Genomic DNA, 21,882 nt, shown 5'->3' on the forward strand with positions numbered 1-21,882 from the left:
CTGCGTTGTCGATTTCCCTTGAGAGGCAGAATTGATTCGTTGGAACGCAACCGGAGATCCGCCGCACGTGAACAAGCACCACAGGGGTTTTCGGACCACCAAATATACCCTTGCCGCTATTGCCGCGCTCTCCGTCGCCGCATGCCAGAGCGAACGCTTTCAAACGCCGCCGTTTTACAAGGATCTTGCGCGCGTGGACGGTCAGGTCGACACGTCCACCGCGGCGCAGATGATTTCGCAATACAGGATCAACAACGGACTGCCGGCGGTTGCGCCGGACCCTCAACTCAATGCGATCGCCAAGTCCCAGGCTGAAGCAATGGCAGCGGCCGGATCGGTTCAGGCATCCCTCGCACCAGACCAGCTACTGGCAACGCGCATGTCGTCCATCGGCGAACCGAAGACGGCTGCGGCGGAAAATGTCAGTGCGGGTTACAGGACATTTGCAGAAGCCTTTTCAGGCTGGCGGGAGTCGCCCGGGCACAATCAGGTTCTTCTGACCGGGGACGCGACCCGCCTGGGTATCGCAACAGCCTATTCGCCAACCGCCAAGCACAAGGTCTTTTGGTCCCTGGTTCTGGCGTCTCCCCGGCCCGCACAGTAGAAATCGCCTAGTAGCGGCGCGGATATCGAGGATAAATGGGCTGGACTGGCCGCACCACCGCCGGCGGACGCCGGTAGATCGGATAGTTGTTTGAGTACCGCGGCACACCGATATAGACCCCGGCACTCGGGATCGGCCGACCGTAGTAGCTCCCCTGAACGCCATAACTCAGGTATTTTCCTGACACCCAGCCCTTGACGTTGGCAAACGCCGCGTCACACCAGGAAAAGTTCGCCGTGCATCCGAATACGGTGACACCACCGCCCTGTGGGACCGTCGTGATAACAGGATAATTCGTACCCGGTCCCGCGCGCATGTTGAGGTTTGCGGTCGTGTAAGCAATCGCGGGACCCGACTGGGCCAGCGCCGGCATTGACATCATGGCCACGGCGCAAAACGCAAGCGGCAAGCGGATCATCATATTATCATTCTCCGAATAACTTGAGACCGGGCGCAGACCGCCCGGGCTCCAAGCCCACACGGTGCAGATGTGGGAAGACAACATGGCGAAAATATAGCACCTGGGTCCGGATTTCCTGATCGCCCGGTCGAAAGAAGAGATTCCCCTTGCCCTCGACCTGCCCGATCGGCTTCATTTGGGGTGAAACGATAGGTGGGGAAAAACAAACATGAACAGCATTCGCAAGCTTGCATCGGCAGTGGCAGTTTCAGCGGCCTTGCTCCTGGTGTCTCAGACCAACGCCTCTGCGTTTGACGCCCATGCAGGGTACTATTATCCCGAACCCCAGACTCGCGAAGTTTACATTTCCGAGCTGACCGTCGCACCGGACGCGCAGGAACGGTCTCGAGCTGCCTTTGTCATCGGGCTTGCCGCCCAGCACGCGAAGCAGAATCATGCAGCCGGATATCACCTCTTCGCCAAGGGGGGAGACCTTGAGAAACTGATCATCGTCTCAACGGGTGACGACCGGTATGACACGTTGTATCGCATGCGCGCGCTTCTTGCTGCTCTGACCTCCCTGGCACGGTCAACAGAGCTTTTCGCCCGCTCCAATCATCCTCACGAATTGAATTTTCTGGACTTCTGCAAGCTTATCGGCTTCACGCAGGTCACCGTGACGAACGGCAAGGATGTCGCGCACCAGATCAAGATCCAGTAGATCGCGCCGGAGCCGACCGTCTGCCACCGGCGAGCCCTCAGCGCTTGAGCTTGCCCTTGAGCCAGGCGCGGTACTGGGACTTGGTTCCAAAGAATGCGTTGCGGTCGACGTCGCCCTTGACCCCTGAGACACGTCCTTCAGCCGTATACTGCCAGAAGACCCAGTCGTCCCGCTGCTCGTAGATGTTCTTGGGATGCGTGGCGACGGACCGCAGCCAGAATTGTTCGCCCTTCAGGGCTCCGACCATCCGGTCCCGGTGAAAATCCACTGATGAGTAAATCACCGGCCTTTTGCCGTAGTGCCGCTCCATTTCATCCAGGAAAACCTTCATGTCGCGGACAATCTTTGCCCGCTCCGGTCTCAAGCGGCAGGTCTTGGAATGGGCGTTCCACTCCATATCGAGGACGAGGGGAATCGCATCAGGATCCTGGGGAACCACTTCCTTGACCCAGGCGATCTGTTCCTCGACCGGACGGCAGAAGTAATAGAAGTGATAAGCGCCCCTTGGAACACCTGCCTTGCGCGCCGCAATCCAGTTTTGTGCGAACCTGGGATCAACATGATCTCCGCCCTCGGTCGCCTTGATCCAGGCAAATGCAACTCCGGATTTTTTGACCTTGTCCCAGTCGATGTCCCCCTGCCAGCGCGACACATCGATACCGTGAACCGCATAGTCTTCCGGCGTCGGGTCCGGAAAGTCATAAGCCGAACAAGCGCCCAGGAACAATATTCCGAACATCGAACAGAAGGATTTGACCAGGGCCAGCACAGCAACCTCTACAGAGTTAAGAAAGGCTTTTCTTGTCCGCTCAAAATGCGCGTGAGTTCCTAACGGAACGTGGACGAATTGATAAAATCTCCGCAAAAACCCGTATTCATCTTCAACCGGCTACCCGATTAGGGCGGCATTGCGGCAGCACGAAGACAAGAACCTGACTGTCGAGGAATTTCGAGGGACGATCAGAACGACGCTCTGCCCGTGGCCACACCTGATGTGTCATGACAGACAAGCTTTATGGCCAGCTTGTCGACGGCCCGCCGCATATTTTACTCGGCCGGGGAACCGAACCGATTGGATAAATTTCTGCAATCAGGCTGAAGACTGAGTGTTTCCCCAAATTTTCCAGTTTAACACCAATTCGTCTCATCTATCGTGTGAAACCGTGCAGTAAAAACAAAAACACGGCACAACCTGGAAAATCATAGTGTTAAAAATTCGCGTGTTTACTTCACGTCGATCGCATCAAATCGTCATTCAGGTAGACTATTTCAACCGGGGAAGATAAAAAAATCTCAAAGAGATAAAAATCCGGGGGGCATTTATGAATGAACGTGAAATCAAGATTGTTGAGACGGCGCTTCAACTTTTTTCTCACTACGGAGTCAAGAAGACAACCATGAGCGAAATAGCAACCGCCGCCGGGGTTGCAAGACAAACACTTTACAATGCTTACGATTGCAAGGAAAAGCTGATCTACGACGCCGTAGAGCATCATGTTCGCAAATCGTCAAGCCTCATTTCCGAAGAATGCGCCGAGTTGGACACACTCGGAGAACGTCTCGATGTCGCTTTTTTCCACCTGAGCGCCAAACCCTGCGAAATGATGCTTCAAATGCCTCACGGTGAAGAAATTCTCCAGATAGTCGAAGGAATTGACGCATCGAAGAAGGAGAGCATCGTTCGAATTTGCAACGAGGCGATCGGGAATGCCCTGGAGCCGTTCAGGGACAGACTGCGACTTGGCACCGTTGAATTCGGAGATCTTTGCAATTTTATCAGGCTTTCCTTCGACCAGATCAGAACCAAGAGCGAAGAAAAGAACCAGATTGACCGGTCGTACGCACCGCTCAGACAATTGCTTGAAAACAGCGTCAGGAACTGACCCGACGCCAGCATATCTGCCGGCATTTGGCTTCTGAATTCATTGAACGGAAATCCGACCTCCAGATAGGGGGAGGCCCGGCAGTTTGGAGTCTGCCGGGCCGAATGACTGAGAGGAGGTCAATTTTTCTCAGTCAGATTCTAATCGAAAGATTAGAACGTGCGCTGCATACGAACACCAAAGAGGAGTTCGTCAAGGTCATCAACATTCTGACCGGTGATGTCGGCGCTTGTGTTGGAGTAACCAACGTCAGCACCCAGAACGAAACCGGAGACCGGCTCCCACTGGACTGAACCGTCGATTGCCCAGCGGTCGATATCGGCATCGGTTGCCCCGATGAAGTCTTCCTGATCAACGTGTGCGTAGGAACCGTCAACTGCAAGACCGATGGTCGGAGTGGCCTGGATGTAGACACCGGCAGACAGGGAGTAACCGGTGCTCTTGTCGCCGTTTCCGCCGTAGTCGGCCACGGATCCAAGTGTCGTTCCAGTGTTGCTGACCACGGAGATATCGGTGATGCCGTTGCCGATGTAGGACAACGCACCGTCAGCATAGAAACCCTGGAAGTAGATGTTGGAACCGGAGCTCGCGAACGGCAGGTTGACGTTCACACCGGCGCCGACTGCCCAGCCCAGGCTGTCTTCACTACCACCATGAGGAATCTTGCCGTTGAAATTGGCATCCGGATAGACCTGATGCAGGGCACCGGAAAGCTGTGCGGAACCCCAACCCTGGGACATGCTGAGTGCGGCGACGAAATCCGGAGCACGTGTGCCGCCGTAGTCACCGACTTCGCGGTCGGAACGGTCTTCAAGAGCGACCGTTGCAGAGAAGCCGTTGCCAAATGCAGCGGTGTAGGCGAGTTGGTTCGTTGTGACATCAGACCAATCGCGCGTGACAACACCGATGAAGGCCTGACCCGTGTAGATGTTGAAGTTTGATCCGAGGTAACCGGCTGTCAGGCCGCCCCACTGGATGTAACCCGCATCAAGCTTGAACCCGTTCTCTCCGTTTTCGACCTGCATGCGCAGCCCGACATAGGCACGCAAGGTACCGAATTCTGTCGCATTACGCGCATCGAGGTAGGCGTAACCGCGTGTCAGCCAGGAATAGCCGTCAGAATCACGGGAGCCCCATGGACCATCTTCCAGAACGTTGTTGACAACGAACTGTGTACGAAGACGACCACCAACACGCAGGCAGGTTTCGGTACCCGGGATATAGTAGAAGCGAGAGCCGTAAGCGTCACAGACGCGAACGTAATCGACCGGCTCCGGAGCAACCGGAAGATCGGCTGCCTGAGCGGTGGTAGCGGTAGCAGCTGCAGCTACTCCAAGCATCAAAGCTTTTAATTTCATCGTAATCTCCAAGTTTCTGGTCACAAGCAAATAAGTTTTGATGCAGTCGGTGTAGATTTCTATATCTTGCGTTGCATTCAAATCCTTAACTAAGATTTGAATCACTTATCTGTCCTGCTTTGACTACGAAAATCATTTTTTATTCGGAAGCTCAAGCGTAAAAGATTGAGTGAGGTAGGATTGAATTTCAGAGTCACATTTTTACAACATTCTGATTTCAAAGACTTTATTGTCTTTTTCATAGCGAAGCCATCCGAAATTCCAGAGAATGGAAAACGGTTCTATACTCTATTAGATCTTTTATTCTTCTGATTTTTATTGACCGCACATCTGCGGCGAGTAACTGGGGCATTGTGAGTTTTCATGATGCCTCAATCCGAAAATGGACTCAAATAACAAAAATGTCAAAATGTCTTTTCGTCTATATGTCCAAATTACAACACCGCCGAGATATTTCTAACCTTACAGTTGCATGCACTTGAAAACATGCCAGCAATCCCCAAGGCGACGGAAAGAGGGCTTGAAGGTCATCCGGCAAGTCCCAAGCGTATTGCACTCCGCACTCAAATCCTTATGACTGGCCTTTCCGTAACCATTCCCAGCCCGGGGCCTCCATGACCGATCGTCTCAAACTAGTTACCTGGAACATCAATTCCGTGCGTCTGCGCATGCCGATTGTGGAACACCTGATCGACGAGATCGCACCGGATGTCATCTGCCTTCAGGAAACCAAGTGTCCAGACGCGAATTTTCCGGAGAACGCGTTTCGCAAGGCCGGATATGAGCACATGGCTATCAACGGTCAAAAGGGCTATCACGGCGTGGCAACCCTCTCCAGGCGACCGCTCACCAACACCGAGAAGCGCGACTTCTGCAATGTCGGAGACAGCCGGCATGTTGCAGTCGACGTTCCCTTCAACGGGTCCAGCCTGCGACTGCACAATTTTTATGTCCCGGCGGGCGGTGACGAACCTAACCGTGAAGTCAATCCGAAATTTGGTCACAAGCTGGACTTCATGTCGGAAATGCATGACTGGCTTCAGGGCGAAGAAACGGATCGGCCAGCAGTTCTCGTCGGCGATCTCAACGTCGCTCCATATGAACACGACGTCTGGTCTCACAAGCAGCTTTTGAAAGTGGTCTCGCACACGCCTGTCGAAACAGAACTTTTCGAAAGTGTGCGGGAAAAAGGCGGTTGGCTGGACGCCATGCGTCAGTTCACGCCGCTGGAGGAGAAGCTTTACACCTGGTGGAGCTATCGGGCGAAGGACTGGTCGAAAGCCGACAAGGGACGCAGGCTTGACCATGTCTGGGTTTCCGGGCCGCTTGCTCCGCATGTCAAAGGCACAACGGTGATGCGTGAAGCACGCGGCTGGGAGAAACCTTCCGACCACGCACCGGTGATTGCTGTTTTCGAAGCGTAACCCTTTCGAAGTCATTCACAGGTCGAAATTGTTATCCGTTTGAAACTCCGACCTCATCGCATATCGGACCGGGGCACCGCGTTCTTTTGTCTCTGACAGATGGGCGTCAGAGCGGCACAGCAGATCAAAGTCTCAATATCACCTTGCCACGCACCTTGCGCGCCGCAATTTCCTCAAGAGCCGTTTCGATCTCCTCAAGCGGATAAACTGCATGAATATGAGGTTTTAGCCGCCCCTCCTGCACCCATTCAAGAAGCTGCGTCATGTTTTTGCGGTGACCTTCCGGATCACGCTCGATCGCCGCTCCCCAGAACACACCAAGCACATCGACCCCCTTGAGCATGACGATGTTCAACGGAATCCGGGGAATGTCCCCGGCCGCGAATCCAATGACCAGAAATCGGCCTTCCCATCCGGTAGCCCGGAGGGTCTTCTCCGTATGATCACCTCCGACCGGATCGTAAACCACGTCCACACCCTTGCCGTTCGTCAGTTCCTTGAGCCGTTCCTTCAGCGGTTCCCGGGAATAATCGATGGTCAGATCAGCGCCGAGTGAACGGGCGAAGGCAAGCTTTTCCTCTGACGAGGCACAGGCGATCACCTTTGCTCCCATGATCGTCGCCACTTCGACCGCAGCCTGGCCGACGCCCCCGGATGCGCCGAGAACTGCAACCGTCTCACCGGGTTTGAGATCCGCACGGTCGCGATAGGCGTGCAGCGTGGTCCCATAGGTCACAGCCAGTCCCGCAGCAACGTCAAAGGACACCCCGTCTGGAATCCTGATAAGGTCTTCCGCCCGCACGAGCACCTTTTCACGGGCAGCTCCGCATTTCATGTATCCCATGACCCGGTCGCCGGTGGCAAATCCGGCCACATCAGCTCCGGTGGCCTCGACCACTCCGGCAAATTCCGCACTCGGTGAAAACGGGAAATCCGGTTTGTACTGGTACTTCCCTTCAATGATCAGCGTGTCGAAAAAGTTGAGAGCACAGGCCTCGACCTTGACGACAACCTGCCCGGGCTCTGCTGCGGGCTCGGCAATCCGCTCGACGACAAGATTTGAAGGCGGGCCGAATGATTTGCAGAGACAGGCTTTCAACGGAACCTCTTTGAACACGAAACCGGAAGATACTGCTTGCGACACCGGAACCCGGCGCAAGCCAAAGGCACGTTAGCAAGTCTTTTGCACCGCACCTATAGGCATTCCGGATAAGCTCGCGGTTCAATGTCTGGCGATTTTCCGGTAAGAGGCGGCAACGCAGTAAAAAACGGAACAGGTAATGCGCGGATATTTTGCCGTCGGTGCGGAGGGCCTCTCGAAGCGGATGAACCTCGGCACGCTCATGCGGTCTGCCCATGCATTTGGGGCGAATTTCTTCTTCACGGTTGACGCGGATCAGAAGATCCGAAAGGCACCTCCTTCAGATACGTCCAAAAGCCCCGGTCATCTGCCGGTTTTTACCTGGGACAGTGTCGACACAATGGAATTGCCCCGCGGGTGCCAGCTGGTCGGAATTGAACTGACCGACGACGCAATTGATCTTCCGAGCTTCGGACACCCGCTGCAGGCGGCCTACGTGCTTGGTCCGGAGCGTGGCTCGCTCTCGCCGCAAATGCTGGAGCGCTGCAATCACATCGTGAAGATCCCGACAAGGTTCTGCGTCAATGTCGCCATGGCAGGTGCGATCGTCATGTATGATCGTCACAGGGCGCTTGGGCGCTATGCGGAACGCCCGGTCACCGCTGGCGGCCCCAAGACCGATCGTCCGAAACATGTCAGTGGCGGACCTGTCATGCGCAAGGGGCGAAAGGTGCCGGGAACCTGAACCCGCCACACGAGGTAACGTCCACACATCAAGAGACGAAAGACGGCTCTACCGAGATGCCCCGCGCTGCGTTGCAATAAGCGATCTGCCGACGACGGCTGCCAGTACTGCCATGACCGCAAATGTGGCAAACAGCCAGATCGAGGAATTTGCCGTCGCATCAAGATCATTCCTCGTGTTGAAACCGGAAAGGTTGGCAACCAGTCCGGCAACCGCGGTGCCGAATGAAACGGCAAACATCTGGATGGTGGAAAGGGCCGAAGCCGCATTTTCCTTTTCAGAAACATCCGTGAATTGCAGCGCGAACGTATTCAGGTGCGGCCAACTCATACCGATACCGGCCCCGACGAGAATGAGTGCGAACGACAGGACGGCGGCAAGCGCTGTCCCGGCTGATCCGTACATGGGTGTCGCAATTGCCAGCAACAGGGTGCCCGCCAGCATGACCACCGGTCCGGTGACAACAGTGCGGTGCATGGCGACACCGGTGAAGCGCGCAGAATAGACCTCGGCCGATGACCAGCCGATGGAAACAAGCGCAGCGATGTATCCTGCAAGCAGCGGAGAGAGACCGTGTAGACGCTGCAGATAAAACGGCATGAAAAACTCTGCATTGACGCAGAAAATGAGCAAAGACATTACGGCGAAAGACAGAAACAAGGGCGACCCGGGCTGCATTGCGCCCCGTGGAAACAGACGTATGTCGGCAGTGTTCTCCCGCCGCATCAGAGCGAGTACCAGGACAACTGACAGCGCGACGCCCGCAGCCGCCACGAGTGGAAACGTCGCCAGGGATCCGGCCGAGACAGCAAGGACCGCGCCAGCAAGAAGCGCCAGTTGGCCAAAGGCGATCGGGGCTGCCGGTGGCAGGTCGTCCCCGACCTGGGGCAGAAGTCGCCAGATCAGCACGGTATAAATGATCGTGACGGGGATGAGCGATGCAAATCCGCCGCGCCAAAAGTCATATTCTGCGAACATGCCCCCGATTGCCGGACCGAACAGCATCGCAATGCCCCAGGTTCCCGACAGCAATGCAACGGCCCGGGACCACAACCGTTCGGGATAGGCGAACACGATCATCGCATAGCACAACGTGAACATGATCCCGCCGCCGATTCCCTGAATGAACCGACCGAAAAGCATGACCGGCATGTCAGGAGCAGCAGCGGTAATCAGACTGCCGAGTGCAAAGACGACCCCCGATACGGCAAAGGACAACCTTGCACCCAGTCTGTTCAGGATCTTGCCGGTCACGGCCGCGCTCAAAATGGCAGCGAGCGTAAACAGGCTCGAATTCCAGGCATATAGCGCCTGCCCGCCGATTTCAGAGACGATCGATGGCAGCATCGTTGCAGAAATATTGATGTTTATGGCATGCAGAATGATTCCGCCTGCCAGGACTGCCGAGACCGATGCGTGAGCACCCCAAAGGACTTCGCTCCAACGCGCTTCTCCGGACTGCTCGAATGTGGCTGTCATGAGTGTATTCTCTCTTTTCAGAACAGGAATTTGCTCAACGCCGCCTCTACCTAGGGGCTCAACTTAAGTTGAGGTCAAGATTTCTTTTGTATGTTTTTGCAGGGATGTTTCCGAAGTAATAAATCTTGCAATTGCCGACAACGGGCAGTTTTCTTGGAAACACAGCCGGGGGAAATCGATGACCGTTTCTATCAAGTTTCAATTGTCGGTGCTTTGCCTTTTGATGTGTCTCCTGACGTTCAATCCGGCTCAGGCGGCATTCGACAGGGTCGCGCTGGTCATCGGCAATGGCGCCTACCGGGCAATGTCGACACTTCGCAATCCGCCAAATGACGCCGATCTCATGAGCACCAAATTGTCCGGGCTCGGCTTTGAAGTCGTTCGGGTCATCGACGGAGACAAGGCAGCCTTTGCCGCGGCCCTGACCGAATTCGGGCGCAAGGCTCAGGGGGCGGACGTTGCCCTGGTGTTTTACGCCGGACACGGCGTCCAGGTGAACGGCCGTAACTGGCTGTTGCCAATTGACGCCGACATCATCGCCTCGACGGATCTCCCCGGTCAGGCAATCAAGGCGAACGACCTTCTGGAAATCATGGAAATATCCGGAGCGAGGCTGAAACTCGTATTCTTCGATGCCTGCCGCAACAATCCGTTGCCTCGATCGCTTACCAGAGGCACATCGAACGGCCTTGCCCGGCTGGAAGCCAATGCGGCAGGAATGATGATTGCGTTTGCGACGGCGCCGGGCGACGTGGCTCTCGACGGAACGGGAAACAACAGCCCCTTTACCGAAGCGCTCGCGCGTCTGATCGACACACCTGACCTCGAAGTCCGCCATCTGATGGGAAAGGTGCGCGAAAGCGTTTATGTGTCGACCGGTGAGCGCCAGCTTCCCTGGCTCAATGAGGCGCTGATCGGTGAATTCTACTTCGGAGGAAAATCGGCATCGGGCGCGTCTCCCACCAGACCGCAGCCACAGGTCGCAGCAATTGCCCCAAGTGCACCCCGGCCCTCTCACAGGCCTGTTCCCAGATATATCAGCAGCCAATGTGTTGCCGCACCGGTCCCGGGCGACACAATCGAGGTCTGTGCCAGCTCAATCCTCAACCCGCAATATGGCAATCGCTACGGACCAGGCAATCTCCTGGACGGCAAGTTGTCGACCGCATGGGTCGAGGGTGTTTCGGGAAACGGACCGGGTGAGCGAATCGTGATGTCTTTCAAACGGCCGCGACAACTGGCCGGGTTCGAAATCGTCAACGGCTATGCGAAGAACCGGGACATTTTCCGCAAGAATGCCAGAGTTCAGACGGCTCGCCTGACATTGTCAAATGGCGACAGCCAGATCATTTCCCTTCCCGATACGATGGCGACAAGCAGCTTCAGCTTCGCGCAACCTGTCGAGACGACCTGGTTGGAGCTGCAGATAGAGACGGTTTTCAATGGTTCGAAATATACCGACACGGCCTTGTCGGAGCTTGTTCCGGTTTTTGCCGATTAGGGACGTCCGGAACTATCTTCTGTCGATCGCAAAAGTGAAGGAACGGTTCGGAAAAGGTTCACTCGACAGCGTAAAATGCCACCATTCGCCCGGGTAGTTTCGAAATCCGCCCTTGCGCATCAAACTGACCAGTTCTCTTCGAAACTGCTGTGCGAGTGCCGACACCGCAGCAGAGTCTGTTCGACTGGCCGGATCGAAGCAATCGAACGGAGTCCCGAAATCGACCGTTTCGCGGTCGTTTCTTTTACAGACCGCTTGTCCTTCCCGGAATGGCTTCTCACCCAGAAGATCGAATCCCACATCAACGGTAGAGCCGCGCGCATGGCTGCTCTTGGCGCCGATATAGCCCTGACGAATCAGTTCCGATCTTGAAACATTGGGAAAATAGGCCGGATCCGTTCCCTTCCCCGATTTCACCCAGGCAACCATGGCTTCCACGGCGCCTTGTGGCCGGTAACAATCAAAGACAACCAGTGAACGGCCAATTTTGACGGCAGCATTTTGCACCTTGCCGAGCGCTTTGGCGGCGGCTTCGGTCAGAACACACTCCCCGGCATTGTAACCGGGCAGCCTTTGGCGCATGAAATTCCGTTTGCCTGCATAGCGGATCTCCTGACGGATATCTGGGACATATTCCCGCAGATACACAAACCCGTCAGGAAGTTCACCTGCCTGGCAGAACGATCCCAGCAGCAGTGAAATCACGGCTGCCGAGACTGTCTGCCTAGTCCACATCGACGGCCTCATCGGCCTCGATCAACTGCCGCAGCCTGCCGAAAGCAAGGCGAATACGTGATTTGACGGTTCCGAGCGGCAGACCGGTGGATTCTGAGATTTCGCTGTGAGACTGCCCGAGAAAGAAGGCAAGTCGGACAACTTCCCTCTGCTCCTCGGGAAGCTTGCCGAGGGCCTCGCGCACACGCTCCTCGCGCAGTCTTGCATCCATTTCTTCCGAAACATCGGGCAACGGAGCTGGTTGCAACAGAGGTTCATCGGGGTCGAGCTCCGAGGTTTTTTGACGCCTCAGCCTGTCGATTCGTCGATTTCTGGCGACCCGGAACAACCAGGTACTCGCTGAAGATTTCCTCGGATCGAAAAGATTCGCCTTGCGCCAAAGCGTCACCATGACGTCCTGGGCGATTTCTTCGGCGATCGCCGCGTCGGCGCCTTGTTTCATCAGATAGCCCTTCAAACGCGGGGCAAAATGATCAAACAATTCAACAAATGCGGCTTTGTCGCGGTCAACCGCGACCTTGACGATCAGATCCGAAAAATACTGCGTCTGCACCAAAGGCCAACATGCTCCCCGTCTGCCACTCCTGTTTAACAGGTTCGAGAGTTTTCGAAAGAGGGTTCAGCCCTTTCTGCCACACTGTTGCCTCGATTAACCGCAACAGCCAGTAGCGGAAACAATCATAAACGAGATCAACCGGCAGAAACGTCAGAAAACCGAAATTGCCTCGTGAAAGCTTCAACCCTTTCGTAACCCGCTTTAAGTTATCATTAAAGCAACCTTTATAAGACAGACGGCAATTGCATCAAATTTGACGAAAACTCATAGCCAAACGGTGTGGAGATGATGAAAGCAAAATCGCTGGTACTGGCCCTCGTAGGCCTAGCCGTTTCGAGTGCAGCAGCTTTCGCACAAACCCCGACGCTCCTTAAGCAGCACAAGGATTGGGCGGCCTACTCACTGACCAGCGGAAGCGGCAAGGTTTGTTACGCGCTGACAAAACCCACGACGATGCTTCCGGGCGATCGCAATCATGGGGATGTATTCTTCTTCGTGACTTCGCGACCGGCTGAAGGTGTCTCGTCCGAACCAAGCCTGGTTGTAGGTTACCCCTTCAAGGACAAGTCCTCTGTCGCGATCGACATTGACGGTAAGAACTTTACGCTCTTTACCAACAACGATGGCGCCTGGGTCGAAAATGCAGCAACTGAAGCTCAGTTGGTGTCTGCGATGAAGGCGGGTCGGGAAATGAACGTGAACGGCGAATCCAGCCGCGGCACCAGGACGACCTACAAGTTTTCCCTGTCAGGTGTTACCGCGGCGATCGACACGGCTGCGCAGGCCTGCCGCTAGGCAACGGTTCGCTCTGAACCGACGGAATTTTGGCCCGGCCGGGAACACCCCGGCCGGGTAACTGCGTATGACGTTTCGCGTGCATGCGCGCGTGGCATGGCTCCAATGCGGCCAATCAGCTTGATTTTTCGGCTCAATTGTGGTTTTGGAAGCGCTTGAGTTTGAGCCTGCGGATGCGGGCGACCCGGCTGCTGCTTGCTGAGCGCAAAGTGTTGACGAATGCCGGATGTGAAACGGATCACGACATGGCAACTACGCTCGACATCGCGCGAGACAATCCGAACGCGCAGACAGTTACCGCTGCAGCAATCACCCCTTTGCACAATGACGACAGGCCAACCCTGATCGGGCTGTCTCGCGAGGAACTCGGTGAATTGCTCGGGACCATCGGTGTTCCACAGAAGCAGTGGCGCATGCGCGCCTCTCAACTCTGGCACTGGCTCTATGTGCGCGGCGTATCCGACTTTGCCGACATGACCAACATCGCAAAGGATCTGCGCGCAAAACTGGCTGAAGCCTTCACCTTGGTGCGTCCGGAAATCGTTTCCGAGCAGATCTCCGTTGATGGCACACGCAAATGGCTTTTCCGGTTTCCGCCACGCGGGGCCGGCCGTCCGGTCGAGGTCGAGACTGTCTACATCCCGGAAGAAGGCCGCGGCACGCTCTGTGTCTCTTCGCAGGTCGGCTGCACTCTGACCTGCACATTCTGTCACACTGGAACCCAGAAACTCGTGCGGAACCTGACCGCCGAGGAAATTCTTTCGCAGATTCTCATGGCCCGTGACAGGTTGGGGGATTTCCCTCATGCCGACACCCCGCAAGGTGCAATTGTTCCCTCCGAAGGCCGCCTCGTGTCCAACATCGTCATGATGGGCATGGGGGAACCGCTCTACAATTTCGACAACGTCAAGAAGGCCTTGCTGATCGCATCCGACGGCGACGGCCTGTCACTCTCCAAGCGCCGCATCACCTTGTCGACTTCCGGCGTCGTGCCGGAAATATTCCGCACCGGTGACGAGATCGGCTGCATGCTGGCAATCTCGCTTCACGCAGTTCGCGACGACCTTCGCGATGTTTTGGTGCCAATCAACAAGAAATGGAACATCGAGGCCCTGCTCGATGCCTGCCGCCAGTACCCGGGGCTTTCCAACGCCAAGCGCATCACCTTCGAATATGTGATGCTCAAGGGTGTGAACGACAGCAATCAGGAGGCATTGGATCTCGTCCGGCTTCTCAAGGGCATTCCAGCCAAGATCAATCTCATACCGTTCAATCCCTGGCCGGGATCGGACTACGAATGCTCGGACTGGGAGCGGATTGAGGAATTCGCCGACATCGTCAATCGGGCGGGGTACGCATCACCGATCCGAACACCGCGCGGCCGCGATATCTTTGCAGCCTGCGGCCAGTTGAAATCGGCTTCGGAACGAATGCGCAAGAAAGATCGCGAGGCGCTCGCAGCATCCTGAACGATTTCTCAAAAAAACGGCGGCCAATGGCCGCCGTTTTCGTTTGCGATGGCGACCGATCAGGCCGCCGCAACATCGCGTAGAAATTCCGATACCGTGACGTTGAGCGTTTCCAGCTTCTCCGACGCATCTGTCACGGCACCTTCGACGGAGCGTGCGGACATGGACGTCGTATCGACCGCGGAGCTGACATTTGACATGTTGTCACTTGCCGTGGTCGTGCCCGAGGAGGCCTCGGAAGCACTCCGGCTGATCTCGCCGGTCGCGGCATCCTGTTCCTGAACGGCCGCAGCGATGGACGCCGTGTTCTCATTCGCCTTGACCATGATATCCGCAACACCCTGGATTGCCGCGACAGCCTGCTGTGTTGCCGCCTGGATTTCAGAGATCTGACTGGAAATGTCTTCCGTCGCCTTTGACGTTTGCGTCGCAAGTTCCTTGACTTCCGCGGCGACAACCGCAAAGCCTTTGCCGGCTTCACCTGCCCGGGCTGCCTCGATCGTCGCATTCAGGGCAAGCAGGTTGGTTTGCTCCGCTATTGCCTGGATGAGACCGATGACCTCACCGATGCGAGCTGAACCGGACGACAGCATTTCCATTTTTTCGGTGCTGATCTGGGTCTGGCTCGTGGCATCTGAAATGACCTGACTGGTTTCATCAACCCTGCGGCCGATTTCCGAAATTGACGAAGACAATTCTTCGGTCGCGGCCGCAACCGTCTGAACGTTGCCGGAAGCATGATTGGTCGCGGTCGCTGCGCTACTGACCTCGTCAGCGGCGTTCGACGCGGTTGCCATCATCGACGACGCATTGGATTGCATCTCGGTCATCGATGCCTCGACTGTGCTCAACAACTCTGAGGATTGTGTCCTGAAAGTCTCGATCAGGTTCTCGACCCTGTGCTGGCGCTCATTGCGAAGCTTCTCTTCTTCTTCCCGCGCTTCCGCCAGGCGTGCCTGTTCCGCAACGCCGTCACGGAAGCCCGCAATTGCCGAGGCAATCTCTCCGACTTCATCCTGACGACCGGCTTCCGCGAACTCGACGCTGACATCACCGCCTGCGAGTTTGGCCGCGCTTTGAACCAGGTTCTTGATCGGGTTGGTAATCGAACGGGCGGCGAACCAGCCGATAATCGTCATGACAACCAGAATCACCGCGCTGATCACGGCGATCTGCGTACCAAGCCTGGTTACGGGAAGGAGAACTTCACTTTCCGCCTCAACAGCGACCACAGCCAGTTTTGCGCCATGAAACTCAAGCGGCGACGACGCGGCAAAAAATGATTCTCCGCGGAAGTTGTCCAGATGTCCATTGGATGCCTGGCCGGCAAGCGCCTTGTCGACAACCTCGCTGTCAAGGCTGGCCTTGAGAATATCGTTGTCTTCAGGCGTTTTCGCCGAATCGTTCCGGAACAGTTTGTCGGCGCCGATAAGGATCGCCTCACCGGTCTCGCCGAGCCCCGCAACGCCTGACATGATCGAGTTGATGTTATCGATCGGCATCTGGAAGACGAGCACGCCAAGCTTTTCATCACCCTTGTAGATCGGGGTTGAAATGAAGCTTGCGGGAGCATCCGCACTCGGTGCGTAGGGTTTGAAATCGAAGAAATGGACTTTGTCCCTATCGCCCTTCAATGCTGCCCGGAATGCATTGCCGAGGTCAGTGTCCTTGTACTGGCCATTGATAAGATTTGTCGCGTAGTCCAGTTCCTTGAAGACCGAGTAGATCAGTGACCCATCTTCGGCGAACAGGAAAATATCATAATAGCCGTGGGTCTTGAGTGTTTGCCGGAACCACGGATGGTACTGCGCATGGACAACGTCGTACGGCGTGTCCCCGGCGCTCATCAGGGCATCCTTTTCCCCCAACGGATGCGGATTGTCGTGGATGTAGGCGTTTTGAAGCGTCGTTGCCACATCGCCTTCCCCGGTTTTCCAGGCTGCGTCGAAGTCTTCAAGGGCAGTCTGTACAAACGGGCTTCCCGCAGTGACGGTGAGATCCTGGACGATCGATTCCAGATAGTGAGAAAGATCGTCTGAGCGAACCTTGGCGAGCGCGCTCAATCGCTCCTCCGCCTGCTCCTCGATGTTGGATGCACTCACCCAGTAGGCAAGCGCACCGACAAAGACCGCTGCGACAACTGAACACCCCGAAATGATCGCGGGCAGTCGAAAACTCAGCTTGGAAAACCGGGTCCCCATGGCACCCTCCAGTTATTAAGATCACCTTACTGAGTTGACGTGAGTCTGCTTACTGCAAAGTTAATTATGCCCAATTATTAGGCTTAATGATGAAAAAATGGAAGTTGTGACCTTTATTTTATCAACCAAATCTATTTTAATACTCAATAATGACAAGATGTATACTTGGTTTTTTTCAACTTATGCGAATTCTATTTTAAATTTTGCAATTCACAACTTACATCTTTTAGGTGTACCGCGCACAATCAGGCCGGTCGGCGATTCGACTGAATGATCAAGACTGCGCACATCCGGGTGATTGCAGGGAATACCAACCTAGATTTACAGCGCGGTTGTATTACTCTTCTGGATAACCACTTCACAGAAGAGGGCCAAGCCGGAAATTGCTGGATACGCAGACCGACCATTGCCCGGGTCTGTATTTGGTGCCTGAAAAAAGAATTGCCTGTATGAAGTTCACACGGCGAGGATTTTCCGGCGCTTGCTGAAAGAAAGCCCATCGAATCCCGTGAGGGTTTGGGAGAAATTGCAATGAGCAAACATGTTATCATTCTACTCATAATTATGGTGATTTCCGCAATCGTCGTGGATGCCTTTGCACAAAGTCAGCCTTTCGACAGCCATATTGCCATCGAAAATCCGGCGGATCTTTCCAAGGACGAAGCGCGCAAGATTTACAGCGACCTGAAGGAGCGCATGGCATCCCTTTACGCCATGTCGGATCTCGCGGAGATTCGCGATTATCAGTCCTGGGAAGCCTTCAACGATGCTCCCTATATTTCGGCTACTCATGGTCAGCGCTACGTCAACAATTACGCCAACGTCAGGGCCATCAACTATGCAATCCTTGCTGAAGGCGAGGAGCTGCCCGTCGGCTCTGTTCTTGCTAAGGACAGCATCACGGTTACGGGCGACGGTCGCATTTTCCCAGGAGCCATGTTCGGCATGGAAAAACTGGCCGAGGGCGCCAGTCCCCAAACAGCTGACTGGCGGTATTTTATGGTGATTCCCGATGGCTCCATCGTGGGCGATACCACTGGCGACAATCCTGACCTCATGACCTATTGTCATGAATGTCATCTTGCCGTCGAAGACCGGGATTTTACGTTCTTTGTTCCCGAAGACTACCGGATCCAGAAATAACGGTTCGGGTGTCACTGTTGAAATGCCGATCAAACGAGCAAATGTGGGAATACGTTCACAGGATCGACTACCCGCCTCAGCGAAAAGATACACTCGATTGTTGAGCCAACGCCTGCGCAAACGGCCAGGTTGGCGCTTTTGATCGAACGGTGGGACCAGCGCGCTTTGCGTCATAGCGCCAACAACACACACAGTTGCAAGGTCACAAAGCAAAAAGGCCGCCCGGAGGCGGCCTTACAAGGTCCATTCGCTGTTCCGGTTATACCAGTCCTGCCTTGGTCAAAGGCAGGTTGGTGACCCATTCATCCTTTGCAGCGGCAATGGCATTCGCGACAGCCGGACCGATCGGAGGGGTCCCGGGTTCGCCAATTCCGGTCGGGGCCTCGTTTGATGCCACGATATGCACCTCGATCTCGGGCATGTCGGAGATGCGGATCGGTTCATAGGTATCAAAGTTTGTTTCTTCGACAATTCCGTCGGCAAGCGTCACCTGGTTGCGCAGGATGGCACCAAGACCGTAACCGATGCCGCCTTCGACCTGCGCCCGGATATTGTCCGGGTTGATCGGAGTACCGCAATCAACAGCTGCCACGACTTTTTCCACTTTCACCGTGCCGTCATCCCGCAAGGAGATTTCCGCAACCTCCGCAACATAGGATCCGAAGGACTTGTGCACGGCGACACCGCGATATCGACCCTCGGGCGCAGGCTGATCCCAGCCGGCTTTTTCGGCCGCCAGTTTCAGCACTTCCACCTTTCGCGGATCGTCCTTGATCATTTCGAGGCGATACGTGACCGGATCCTTGCCCGCCTGCTTCGCCAGGCGATCCATCATGGTCTCCATGACATAGGCAGTATGTGTGTGACCGACAGAGCGCCACCAGAGAACCGGAACCTTCGTTTCCTGGAAAGCCTGGTCCATGTTCATCAGCGGGAACGCATAGGTCGTGTCATGCGCACCCTCGGTCATGTTGTGGTCGACGCCGTCCTTCATCAGCATCGCTTCGAAAGGCGTGCCCTTGATGATCGATTTGGCCGCGATGTTGTACTTGAATGCAGTGACGTTGTTGTCGCCGTCAAATCCGACCTTGATCTTGTGCGCCGACATCGGACGATAATAACCACCAGCCATATCGTCTTCGCGGGTCCAGATGATCTTGACAGGTGCCGGGTCCATTCCAGCAGCCAGCATCGCCTTTGCCAGGAAGGCGACTTCTGCAACCGGATGACTATCGGCCTGTGCCCGCCGTCCGAAAGACCCGCCGGCCCACATGGTGTTCACTTTCACCTTTTCGAACGGAACCTCGAGGATCGTTGCAGCCACGTTGTGATCGATAGTCTGGATCTGGGAACCGAGCCACAGTTCCGCTGTCTCGCCATCATACAGGAGCGCCGCATCAAGGGGCTCCATGGCACCATGAGCGAGGAACGGAAACTCGAAATCGGCCTCGATAACGCTCGCGGATGCTTCAAGTGCCGCGTCGACATCACCGTCTTCGCGGACCTTCAGCGCCGGCTTTGCTGTCAACTCCTTCAGCTCCGCCATCATGGCATCGCTTGAACGGGTTTCCGCGTCACCGTCATCCCACTCGATTTCCAGAAGATCACGCGCCTTGATGGCAGGCCAGGTTGACTCTGCGACGACGGCTACCCCGTTCGGGATCTGGAGGACCTTGACGACGCCCGGAACTTTCTCCGCCTCGCTTGCGTTGAAGGATTTCAGCTTGCCGCCAAACCTCGGTGAGCGTGCCACCACCGCAACCAGGAGATCGTCGCGCTGAAAGTCCATGGTGTAAGTGTTCGGCGCACCGATTGTCTTGTTCTTCACGTCGATGCGCGGGAAGGTTTTTCCGATATAGACCCACTGATCCGGGGTTTTCAATTGCGGCTCGGCCGGAACATCTTGCTGAGCAGCCAATCCTGCCAGTTCACCGAGTGTCGCGGATTTTCCGGAAGAATGGCTGACCACCCCGTTCGAAACTGTGACTTCACCCGTCGGAACCCCCCATTCCTGTGCAGCGGCAGCAACGATCATGGCCTTGGCCACGGCTCCGGCCTGACGGTATTGCATGAAGGAGTTGGCCATGGCGGTCGAGCCGCCCGTGCCCTGCACACCGAACAGTGTATTTGCGTAAACCTGCGGATTTGACGGCGCGAATTCTGCCGAGACCTGGTCCCAGGACGCATCGAGTTCATCGGCGACCAGCGTGGTAAGCCCGGTTGCAGTCCCCTGTCCCTTGTCCAGATGTTTGGAAAGGACGATGACGGTGTTGTCCGGTCGGATATGCACGAACGGCTGGACAAGTCCACTGTCGCCGGTGGCAGCTTCCGCAGCACGCGGCAGGTGCATCGCGATCATCAGACCGCCAACAGTGCCTGCGGACATCTTCAGGAAGGTCCGGCGGTTCGGCTTTGCGGCTTCGAGCGGCTTTTGCAGCAAATGCAACATGGATCAGGCCTCCATCTTGTCGGATGCAAGGTGGATTGCCTTGCGGATACGGGCATAGGTTGCGCAGCGGCAGACATTTCCGTCCATGGCGGCATCGATATCTTCATCCGTTGGCTTCGGCGTTTCGCTCAAAAGAGCGGTCGCCGCCATGATCTGGCCGGACTGGCAATAGCCGCATTGCGGCACATCCAGCTCGTTCCAGGCGGCTTGCACGGCCTGCGCCGCCTTGCCGTCAACTCCCTCGATGGTGGTGATTTCGGCACCTTCCAGATCACCGACAAATGTCTGGCAGGACCGGATCGGAACGCCATCCCAATGAACGGTGCAGGCGCCGCATGAGGCAATGCCGCAGCCGAACTTCGTTCCGGTCATCCCGAGTTCGTCGCGCAGTGCCCACAAGAGCGGGCTTTCGGGATCGGCGTCGAGCGTCCGCGTTTCCCCATTGATTTTAAGTGTAACTGACATGAAGGACGTCTCCCTTGGCTGGCCTTAACTGGCTAAAGGGTGTAAACTACACTGTGCAGTTTAGTCTTTGTATTCGTATCTGTAAACTCCCTAGTTTACATAGAGTGTCTTTTTTGGGAAAAAAGAGCGGGGAACTGAAAACAAAAAAAGAAATGCAACAAGGGCTGATGTGAGCAGGACATGTCCGTATCCGACCAGAAGAAAAAGCAGATAGTCGAGGCCGCGATCGCGGAATTTCAGGAAAAGGGGTATGCCGGCGCAAGCATGGACCGGATTTCCGAACGTGCACAGGTCTCCAAGCGAACAGTCTACAATCACTTTGAAAGCAAGGACGTTCTCTTCAGGGCCATCAACCAGTGTCTCGCCGACCAGATCAATTCCGCACTTGAACTGTCCTATGATCCTGACCTGCCCATTCGCGATGCGCTCGTCAGGTTGGGCTGGGCAGAGGGCGAACTGATGATCAATCCGTGCTTCATGAGCCTTGCCCGCATGATCATGAGCGAGACCATCCGCGATCCGGAACTCGCTGCCGATATGAATGCCCGCATGACCAAACTCGTCGTTTTCGCCGAATTCATCGAACGCGCGACGAAGGAAGGCAAACTGAAGGCCGAAGATCCCGCTGTTGCCGCCGAACAGTTTCTGGGTCTCATAAAGTCCCGCGCCTTTTTCCCGAACATCTACGCCGCCCGCGTTCCCGACCGTGAGGAGATCGGAAAGATCATCGAGGAAAGCGTCGACTTGTTCCTGGCAAGGTATGGTGTTGCATCAGTGGCAAAATCGGCAGCGGAATAGGCTTTCTCTGAGCCCTGAACCGATCGCGACGACTTGTTCGTCAGGTAGCCTTCTTGTAACGCCGCAAGATTTAAA

Annotated in this window: 20 protein-coding genes; 10 read left to right on the plus strand and 10 right to left on the minus strand. The window is 55.7% G+C overall.

Annotated features, from left to right (window positions below):
* Nucleotides 1-67: 67 nt before the first annotated feature.
* Nucleotides 68-604 (plus strand): CAP domain-containing protein, encoded by a 537-nt coding sequence (locus tag LA5095_RS10160; protein ID WP_235808769.1) that lies wholly within the window; start codon nucleotides 68-70, stop codon nucleotides 602-604.
* A gap of 7 nt (nucleotides 605-611) precedes the next feature.
* Here the strand turns inward: LA5095_RS10160 and LA5095_RS10165 are convergent, their stop codons facing one another.
* Complete coding sequence (locus LA5095_RS10165) at nucleotides 612-1,025, minus strand: SH3 domain-containing protein (protein ID WP_055114606.1); 414 nt, start codon at nucleotides 1,023-1,025, stop codon at nucleotides 612-614.
* 208 nt (nucleotides 1,026-1,233) lie between these two features.
* On the opposite strand from LA5095_RS10165, the gene LA5095_RS10170 reads away from it, so the two are divergent.
* A complete protein-coding gene (locus LA5095_RS10170) occupies nucleotides 1,234-1,725 on the plus strand; it encodes a hypothetical protein (RefSeq protein WP_055114608.1) in 492 nt (163 codons plus the stop codon).
* A 37-nt stretch (nucleotides 1,726-1,762) separates the two neighbouring features.
* On the opposite strand, the gene LA5095_RS10175 is transcribed toward LA5095_RS10170, so the two are convergent.
* Complete coding sequence (locus LA5095_RS10175) at nucleotides 1,763-2,464, minus strand: glycoside hydrolase family 25 protein (protein WP_055115546.1); 702 nt, start codon at nucleotides 2,462-2,464, stop codon at nucleotides 1,763-1,765.
* A 583-nt stretch (nucleotides 2,465-3,047) separates the two neighbouring features.
* On the opposite strand from LA5095_RS10175, the gene LA5095_RS10180 reads away from it, so the two are divergent.
* Nucleotides 3,048-3,608 carry a TetR/AcrR family transcriptional regulator gene (locus LA5095_RS10180; RefSeq protein ID WP_055114610.1) on the plus strand — a complete coding sequence of 187 codons (561 nt, stop codon included), beginning with the start codon at nucleotides 3,048-3,050 and terminating at the stop codon, nucleotides 3,606-3,608.
* Nucleotides 3,609-3,760: 152 nt separating this feature from the next.
* Here LA5095_RS10180 and LA5095_RS10185 read toward each other — a convergent pair whose 3' ends face one another.
* Entirely contained in the window at nucleotides 3,761-4,966 is a 1,206-nt protein-coding gene (locus LA5095_RS10185; RefSeq protein WP_055115548.1) for a porin, read from the minus strand.
* A 614-nt stretch (nucleotides 4,967-5,580) separates the two neighbouring features.
* On the opposite strand from LA5095_RS10185, the gene xth reads away from it, so the two are divergent.
* Entirely contained in the window at nucleotides 5,581-6,390 is an 810-nt protein-coding gene (gene xth, locus LA5095_RS10190) for an exodeoxyribonuclease III (protein ID WP_055114612.1), read from the plus strand.
* A 124-nt stretch (nucleotides 6,391-6,514) separates the two neighbouring features.
* Here the strand turns inward: xth and LA5095_RS10195 are convergent, their stop codons facing one another.
* Nucleotides 6,515-7,489, minus strand: a complete 975-nt coding sequence (locus LA5095_RS10195) for an NADPH:quinone oxidoreductase family protein (RefSeq protein WP_055115549.1) — start codon at nucleotides 7,487-7,489, stop codon at nucleotides 6,515-6,517.
* A 181-nt stretch (nucleotides 7,490-7,670) separates the two neighbouring features.
* On the opposite strand from LA5095_RS10195, the gene LA5095_RS10200 reads away from it, so the two are divergent.
* On the plus strand, nucleotides 7,671-8,216 hold the full coding sequence (locus LA5095_RS10200; protein WP_029062546.1) for an RNA methyltransferase: 546 nt from the start codon (nucleotides 7,671-7,673) through the stop codon (nucleotides 8,214-8,216).
* Between the two features lie 48 nt (nucleotides 8,217-8,264).
* Here the strand turns inward: LA5095_RS10200 and LA5095_RS10205 are convergent, their stop codons facing one another.
* A complete protein-coding gene (locus LA5095_RS10205; protein WP_055114614.1) occupies nucleotides 8,265-9,695 on the minus strand; it encodes an MFS transporter in 1,431 nt (476 codons plus the stop codon).
* 178 nt (nucleotides 9,696-9,873) lie between these two features.
* On the opposite strand from LA5095_RS10205, the gene LA5095_RS10210 reads away from it, so the two are divergent.
* The gene (locus LA5095_RS10210; protein ID WP_055114615.1) at nucleotides 9,874-11,196 is read left to right on the plus strand and encodes an NADase-type glycan-binding domain-containing protein; all 1,323 of its coding nucleotides are present in this window, start codon (nucleotides 9,874-9,876) and stop codon (nucleotides 11,194-11,196) included.
* Between the two features lie 12 nt (nucleotides 11,197-11,208).
* On the opposite strand, the gene LA5095_RS10215 is transcribed toward LA5095_RS10210, so the two are convergent.
* Together LA5095_RS10215 and LA5095_RS10220 are read right to left on the minus strand one after the other, a co-directional pair.
* The gene (locus tag LA5095_RS10215; protein ID WP_082442474.1) at nucleotides 11,209-11,931 is read right to left on the minus strand and encodes a M15 family metallopeptidase; all 723 of its coding nucleotides are present in this window, start codon (nucleotides 11,929-11,931) and stop codon (nucleotides 11,209-11,211) included.
* The gene (locus LA5095_RS10220; protein ID WP_055114617.1) at nucleotides 11,921-12,487 is read right to left on the minus strand and encodes a sigma-70 family RNA polymerase sigma factor; all 567 of its coding nucleotides are present in this window, start codon (nucleotides 12,485-12,487) and stop codon (nucleotides 11,921-11,923) included. Before LA5095_RS10220 ends, LA5095_RS10215 begins: the two co-directional genes overlap by 11 nt.
* Nucleotides 12,488-12,772: 285 nt before the next feature.
* Between LA5095_RS10220 and LA5095_RS10225 the strand changes: the two genes are divergently transcribed.
* Nucleotides 12,773-13,282 (plus strand): invasion associated locus B family protein, encoded by a 510-nt coding sequence (locus LA5095_RS10225; protein WP_055114619.1) that lies wholly within the window; start codon nucleotides 12,773-12,775, stop codon nucleotides 13,280-13,282.
* Nucleotides 13,283-13,527: 245 nt separating this feature from the next.
* Nucleotides 13,528-14,751: a dual-specificity RNA methyltransferase RlmN gene (gene rlmN / locus LA5095_RS10230; protein WP_055115553.1), complete on the plus strand. Its 1,224-nt coding sequence runs from the start codon at nucleotides 13,528-13,530 to the stop codon at nucleotides 14,749-14,751.
* Nucleotides 14,752-14,810: 59 nt separating this feature from the next.
* On the opposite strand, the gene LA5095_RS10235 is transcribed toward rlmN, so the two are convergent.
* Nucleotides 14,811-16,952: a methyl-accepting chemotaxis protein gene (locus LA5095_RS10235; RefSeq protein ID WP_055114621.1), complete on the minus strand. Its 2,142-nt coding sequence runs from the start codon at nucleotides 16,950-16,952 to the stop codon at nucleotides 14,811-14,813.
* A gap of 531 nt (nucleotides 16,953-17,483) precedes the next feature.
* Here LA5095_RS10235 and LA5095_RS10240 point away from each other — a divergent pair.
* Nucleotides 17,484-18,095, plus strand: a complete 612-nt coding sequence (locus LA5095_RS10240; protein WP_055114622.1) for a cytochrome P460 family protein — start codon at nucleotides 17,484-17,486, stop codon at nucleotides 18,093-18,095.
* Nucleotides 18,096-18,354: 259 nt separating this feature from the next.
* Here the strand turns inward: LA5095_RS10240 and LA5095_RS10245 are convergent, their stop codons facing one another.
* Both LA5095_RS10245 and LA5095_RS10250 read right to left on the minus strand, forming a co-directional pair.
* Nucleotides 18,355-20,544 (minus strand): xanthine dehydrogenase family protein molybdopterin-binding subunit, encoded by a 2,190-nt coding sequence (locus tag LA5095_RS10245; RefSeq protein ID WP_055114624.1) that lies wholly within the window; start codon nucleotides 20,542-20,544, stop codon nucleotides 18,355-18,357.
* A 3-nt stretch (nucleotides 20,545-20,547) separates the two neighbouring features.
* The gene (locus LA5095_RS10250; protein ID WP_055114626.1) at nucleotides 20,548-21,009 is read right to left on the minus strand and encodes a (2Fe-2S)-binding protein; all 462 of its coding nucleotides are present in this window, start codon (nucleotides 21,007-21,009) and stop codon (nucleotides 20,548-20,550) included.
* Between the two features lie 180 nt (nucleotides 21,010-21,189).
* On the opposite strand from LA5095_RS10250, the gene LA5095_RS10255 reads away from it, so the two are divergent.
* The gene (locus LA5095_RS10255; RefSeq protein WP_055114628.1) at nucleotides 21,190-21,807 is read left to right on the plus strand and encodes a TetR/AcrR family transcriptional regulator; all 618 of its coding nucleotides are present in this window, start codon (nucleotides 21,190-21,192) and stop codon (nucleotides 21,805-21,807) included.
* Nucleotides 21,808-21,882 lie beyond the last annotated feature (75 nt).

The sequence above is a fragment of the Roseibium album genome (assembly GCF_001404515.1).
In the GTDB taxonomy this organism is placed as follows: Bacteria; Pseudomonadota; Alphaproteobacteria; order Rhizobiales; family Stappiaceae; genus Roseibium; species Roseibium album.